At 69.9% G+C, this 5,742-nt stretch carries 4 protein-coding genes; 3 read left to right on the top strand and 1 reads right to left on the bottom strand.

All coding sequences use genetic code 11. From position 1 onward, the window contains the following. Window positions 1-207: 207 nt before the first annotated feature. On the top strand, window positions 208-1,071 hold the full coding sequence (locus tag G6026_RS05565) for an alpha/beta hydrolase (protein WP_182612460.1): 864 nt from the start codon (window positions 208-210) through the stop codon (window positions 1,069-1,071). 69 nt (window positions 1,072-1,140) lie between these two features. On the opposite strand, the gene G6026_RS05560 is transcribed toward G6026_RS05565, so the two are convergent. After that, window positions 1,141-2,394 (bottom strand): CHAP domain-containing protein, encoded by a 1,254-nt coding sequence (locus tag G6026_RS05560; RefSeq protein ID WP_182612459.1) that lies wholly within the window; start codon window positions 2,392-2,394, stop codon window positions 1,141-1,143. Between the two features lie 180 nt (window positions 2,395-2,574). Between G6026_RS05560 and G6026_RS05555 the strand changes: the two genes are divergently transcribed. Next, window positions 2,575-3,468 (top strand): phosphoribosylaminoimidazolesuccinocarboxamide synthase, encoded by an 894-nt coding sequence (locus G6026_RS05555; protein WP_182612457.1) that lies wholly within the window; start codon window positions 2,575-2,577, stop codon window positions 3,466-3,468. Next, a complete protein-coding gene (locus G6026_RS05550; RefSeq protein ID WP_182612456.1) occupies window positions 3,465-5,702 on the top strand; it encodes a S9 family peptidase in 2,238 nt (745 codons plus the stop codon). Before G6026_RS05555 ends, G6026_RS05550 begins: the two co-directional genes overlap by 4 nt. The last annotated feature ends 40 nt before the right edge of the window (window positions 5,703-5,742 follow it).

The raw sequence follows: 5,742 nt of genomic DNA, 5'->3' as shown, positions 1-5,742 counted from the left end.
CCGCGCGGCGCTCGAGGGGGCACTGGCCGATCGCGCCGCGTTCATCGGTGCCGCCGGTGATCAGGTCGACGCCGTGGCCGCGCGCGTCGAGGCGCTGGTGGCCCGCAACCCGGAGGCGGCCGGATACACACCCGGATCGATCCTCTGACACACCTGCGGCCGGCCGATCCGCGCCGCGGGGACCTGGCCGGGGGATAGTCTCGGCGCATGCGCGAGACCATCATCCCCGTCCCCGGTACACAAGGCCTGCAGGCGACACTTCACCACGCCGAGGAGCCGCGGGCACTGCTGCTCCTGGTCCACGGCTTCGGAGAGCACTCCGGTCGCTACGGGCGGACGATCCGGTTCCTGGTGGACCGGGGGGTCAGCGTGGTCTCCTACGACCTGCGGGGACACGGCACCGCCCCCGGACCGCGGGCCAGGGTCTCCACGGAGACCCATATGCGGGACAACCTGGCCGTCCGCGACGCCGTCCTGGAATGGACCCGGACCCCCGAGGGCGCGGGGACCGGGTCCCTGCCCCGTCTCCTCATGGGGCACTCGATGGGTGGGTTGATCGCCGGGGAGTCCGCTCTCCGGCGCCCGTGGGACCTGGTGGGACTGATCCTGTCCTCTCCCGGCATCGTCGTGGGCGAGAGCACACCCGCGCCGCTCCGGGCCGCAGCCCCGGTGATCGCCCGGCTCCTGCCTTTCCTGCCCGTGGAGAAGCTGGACCCGAACGAGATCTCCCGCGTTCCCGAGTACGTGGCGGACTACACCTCCGACCCGCTCGTGCACCACAAAGGGGTGCCGGCGCTGGCCGCAGGGACGCTGCTCGCGGGCGGGCAGAAGTTCCTGGAGCGCTCGAGCGCCCTGCGGTTGCCGACCCTGGTGATCAACGGTTCTGCGGACTCCATCACCTCACCGACGGGTGCGCGCCGGTTCGCCCAGGTCGCGGGATCGGACCACGACCCGCGGCCGGAGATCACCTATCGGGAGTTCGAGGGCGGCCTGCACGAGCTGTTCAACGACCTGTGTGCGGACCAGGCGTACGCGGCGCTCGGGGAGTGGCTGGACGCGCGGTTGGGCTGAGGTCGGGTCCGCGGAGCGGGGCGCACCGGAATCCGGTGCGCCCCGTGTCACGTGCAGAGCTGGAGAGCGTCAACTCCCCAGCGAACCCGCGCCCAGACCGGGCGCGGCGGCGGCCTCGATGCTCACCGTCTTGCAGCCCAGCGAGGTGTTGTTCCACCCGACGCCCGTATTGATGGCGTAGACACAGACCTTCTGGGTTCCGGTCTTCTTCACGGCGAGCCGGTTGTCGAAACCGTGGTTCCCGGAGATCCCATGTGCGTTGTTCACGTCGGACCTGGCCACATCGGCCCTGATCTTGTGGACCTCCACGTTGGCGCTCCCGGCCTCTCCGCCGACGTAGACGTGCATCTCTAGCGCAGTGCTCGTCTTACTCCGGTCGAATGACCACCCCTTGACGTCGATCGTTCCGGGGACGGACGACGCGGCGGTTTCGAATTTCCCCAGGGGGTTGGGGTCGGGGATGGTGATCGTCCTGCAGCTGATGAGCGCGTTGCCACCGTTCCCCACGCCGATCGCGTACGCGCAGACCTGCTGGGAGCCCACTTTCCTGGAGTTGATGAACGAGTCGAAGCCGTGGTTTCCCGAGATATTGTGGGTCGAGTTGACGTCGGGCCGGCTCTTGTCAGCGCGGATCTCGTGGCCCTCGACGCCGGGAGCGCCGGCTTGACCGCCGATGTAGACGTGGACCGCGAGCGAACGGGCGGCGTCGTCCCTGTCGAATGCCCAGCCGCGGACCGCGATCCGGCCGGGTTCGGCCACGGCGACCGAGTCGAAGTGGCCCACCGGGGCGTGCCCTGTCGGCGCTGGCGGAGTCAGGTTCTTCGGCCGTAGGTAGCCGATGATCCCTGCTTTGCTCATCGAGATGATCTCTGTCGGGGTGGTGCCGTTGTACGGGGCGTGGTTGTTCTGGCTGAGGATGCGGACGCTCCCGCCCTGGTCGGCCAGGACGATCCCGGCGTGGCCGTATCCACCTCCGACCGAGGCTCCCCACACCGCGACGTCGCCTTTGACGGGCGCGGTTCCGGATCCGAGCTTGTGATAGTGGGTCCCCGAGGCGTTTCCGAAGAGGTCCTTGGCGTTGCCGGACAACCGGGGCGCACCGACCACATCGCGGTTGTAGAACTGGATGAGGTCGACGCACTGGGCTCCGTAGGCTCCGTCGAAGTCCCACTTCCCACCATTGTGTTTGGCCACGAACTGGTCCACGGACATGGCGGCGTGGGCCGGCGCGGGGACGGCGATCGTCGAGATGGCCAGGGCGAAGAGAGACAGGAGTGCGGCCAGGAGGAGGCGGACTCTCCTGCCGGGCGCGAGCGGGGACAAGGTGGTCGTGGCGACTCCATGGTCTCGGGTGCAGGGGGTGAGCTGCCGTCCTGCGTCGGTGATCGGGTCAGGCAATTCTCTGCGCCGTCTGTTCCGCTGTCTGTCCTGCGTTCGAGCGACATCAGTGCAGCCTGACTGCACCGTGGGCCGCACCGACCCCCTCCGACTACGCTGACGCCCATGCGACCCGAGCTCTCCTCCTACCGCCATCTCGCCGCCGGGAAGGTCCGCGAGTTATACGAGATCGACGGCGAGACGCTGCTCCTGGTGGCCACCGACCGGATCTCGGCGTACGACCATGTGCTCGGCACGCCGATTCCCGACAAGGGCCGTGTGCTCACCGCCATGAGCGCCTACTTCTTCGACGCCCTCGAGGTGCCGAACCACCTCGCGGGGCCTCTGGACGACGATCGGATCCCCGCCGAGGTGCTCGGCCGGGCGATGGTCGTGCGCCGCCTGGACATGGTGCAGGCCGAGTGTGTCGCCCGTGGGTACCTGACCGGGTCCGGGATGGTCGAGTACCGCGAGTCGGGGTCGGTGTGCGGTGTCGAGCTCCCCGAGGGGCTCGTCGAGGCCAGCCGACTGCCGGAGCCGATCTTCACGCCCGCCACCAAGGCGGCGGTGGGCGACCATGACGAGAACATCTCGTTCGAGCAGCTCTCCGGGATCGTCGGCGACGAGCTGGCCGGCCGGCTCCGGACCGCCACCCTGGAGGTGTACGCGAGGGCGGCAGAGATGGCCGCCGACCGCGGGCTGCTGCTGGCGGACACGAAGTTCGAGTTCGGGTTGTCCGAGGGCGAGTTGATCCTGGCCGACGAGGTGCTCACCCCGGACTCCTCCCGGTACTGGCCGGCGGACGGGTACGAGGCCGGCCGCGTCCAGCCGAGCTTCGACAAGCAGTACGTGCGCGACTGGCTCACCGGCCCGGACTCGGGTTGGGACCGATCCTCGGATTCACCGCCGCCCCCGCTCCCGCCGGAGGTGGTCGAGGCGACCCGGGCACGGTACGTCGAGGCGTACGAGCGGATCTCCGGCCTGCGGTTCTCGGAGTGGCTCGGCGGTGAGTCCGCATGAGCGCCTATGACGCCACCGGCAGCGGGACCGACACCACCGCCACCGATCAGCGGGTCCCCGCGCCTCCCCGGGCCGAGCGCCGCCCCCACCGCCGTGAGCACCACGGCCGCGTCTTCGTGGACGACTACGAGTGGCTGCGCGACAAGGACGCCCCGGCGACCCGCGAGTACCTGGAGGCGGAGAACGCGTACACGGACGCGATGACGGCCGGGCAGAAGCCGCTCGAGGACGAGGTCTACGAGGAGATCCGTTCCCGCGTCAAGGAGACCGACATGTCGGTTCCCGTGCGGGCCGCCGGCTGGTGGTACTTCTCCCGCACCTCGGAGGGCCTGTCCTACGCCCGGCACTGCCGCGTCCCCGTGCCTCCGGAGTTCGTGGCGGATCCCGGCGACCCGGCCGGGTGGGTCCCGCCGGAGGTCTCGCCCGGTGTCGAGCTCCCCGGCGAGCAGCTGCTGCTGGACGGTAACGCCGAGGCCGAGGGGCACGAGTATTTCGCGCTCGGCGCGTTCTCGGTCAGCCACGACGGCCGCGTCCTCGCCTGGGCCACCGACACCGAGGGCGACGAACGCTACACCCTCCGGTTCCGCTCCCTCGACCCGGACCACACGGCCCCGGACGAGGAGATCTCCGGGATCGCTGCCGGGGTCACCTGGTCACGCGACGGGCAGTACGTGTTCTACGTGACGGTCGATGAGGCGTGGCGACCCGACACCGTGTGGCGTCACCGCCTGGGGACGACCCGGGACGACGACGACGAGGTGTTCCACGAGCCCGACGAGTCCTATTGGATCGGGGTCGGTGAGACGCGCAGCGAGAAGTACCTGCAGATCGCCGCGGGGTCCAAGATCACCACCGAGGTGTGGTGCCTGAATTCCGCCGACCCGGCGGGCGAGTTCTGGTGCGTACGACCTCGCGAGGAGGGCGTCGAGTACGACGTCGAGCACGCGGTCGTCGGAGGCGAGGATCGCTTCCTCATCACCCACAACGCCGGTTCTCCCAACTTCGCCGTGGTCGAGGCGCCCGCCGGCCCGGTCGACGGCGACTTCCGCGATCTGAACCCGCTCGTGCCGCACCGCGACGACGTGCGGGTGGAGGGGGTCGACGCGTTCGCCCGTGTGCTGGTGCTCGGGTACCGGGAGCAGGCGCTGCCCCGGTTCTCCCTGATGCCGCTGGATCCCGCGTCGACCGGGGGTGTGGAGGCGTATTCCGGGTTCACCCCCGTGGACTTCGACGAGGAACTGTTCACCTCCGGCCCGGGGTCGAACCCGGAGTGGGACGCACCGGTGCTGAGGTTCGGGTTCGGCTCGTTCGTCACCCCGGGCCGCATCTACTCCCTGGCGCTGGCCACGGGGGAGCGGACCCTGTTGCGCGAGCAGGAGGTGCTGGGCGGCTACGACCCGGCCGGGTACGTGCAGCGCCGGGACTGGGCCACCGCCGGGGACGGCACCCAGGTGCCGATCTCCCTGGTGATGTCGCTGGAGACCGCAGCCCGGATCGACGCGGGCGAGCAGGTTCCGACCCTGCTGTACGGCTACGGTTCGTACGAGACCAGCATCGACCCCGCCTTCTCGGTGGCCCGGCTCTCGCTGCTCGACCGGGGGATGGCCTACGCGGTCGCGCACGTGCGGGGCGGCGGTGAGATGGGGCGCCTCTGGTACGAGCAGGGCAAGACCCTGACCAAGCGGAACACCTTCACGGACTTCGTCGACTGCGCGCGGCACCTGGTCGACTCCGGGCTCACCGCCCCGGACCGGTTGGTGGCGGAGGGCGGCAGCGCGGGTGGCCTGCTCATGGGCGCTGTGGCCAACCTCGCGCCGGAATTGTTCGTCGGCATCCAGGCGGTCGTCCCGTTCGTCGATCCGCTCACCTCGATCCTCATGCCCGAGCTGCCGCTCACGGTGATCGAGTGGGACGAGTGGGGGGATCCTCTGCATTCGCCGGAGGTCTACGACTACATGGCGTCCTATGCGCCGTACGAGAACATCGAGGCCAAGGACTACCCGGCGATCTTGGCAGTGACCTCGCTCAACGACACCCGGGTGCTCTACGTGGAGCCCGCCAAGTGGGTGGCCAGGCTCCGGGCGGTGTCCACCTCGGCTGATTCCGCGGAGCGCCCGGTCCTGCTGCGCTGCGAGATGAGTGCCGGCCATGGTGGCGTCTCCGGGCGGTACGAGCGCTGGCGCCAGACCGCGTTCGAGTACGCGTGGACGATCCGGACGGCAGGAGCCGGATAAGTTCCTCTCCCGCGCGCGGGCCGGCACACGCACCCGGCCG

The organism is Dietzia sp. DQ11-38-2, assembly GCF_014145055.1.
Classification (GTDB): Bacteria; Actinomycetota; Actinomycetes; order Mycobacteriales; family Mycobacteriaceae; genus Dietzia.
Note: the sequence above shows the minus strand (reverse complement) of the source record. Positions and strands in the feature narration are given on the sequence as shown.

Bases quoted from the DNA above. Each gene is read 5' to 3' on its own strand.
- G6026_RS05565 (WP_182612460.1), top strand. From the start codon at position 208: ATGCGCGAGACCATCATCCCCGTCCCCGGTACACAAGGCCTGCAGGCG.
- G6026_RS05550 (WP_182612456.1), top strand. From the start codon at position 3,465: ATGAGCGCCTATGACGCCACCGGCAGCGGGACCGACACCACCGCCACC.
- G6026_RS05555 (WP_182612457.1), top strand. From the start codon at position 2,575: ATGCGACCCGAGCTCTCCTCCTACCGCCATCTCGCCGCCGGGAAGGTC.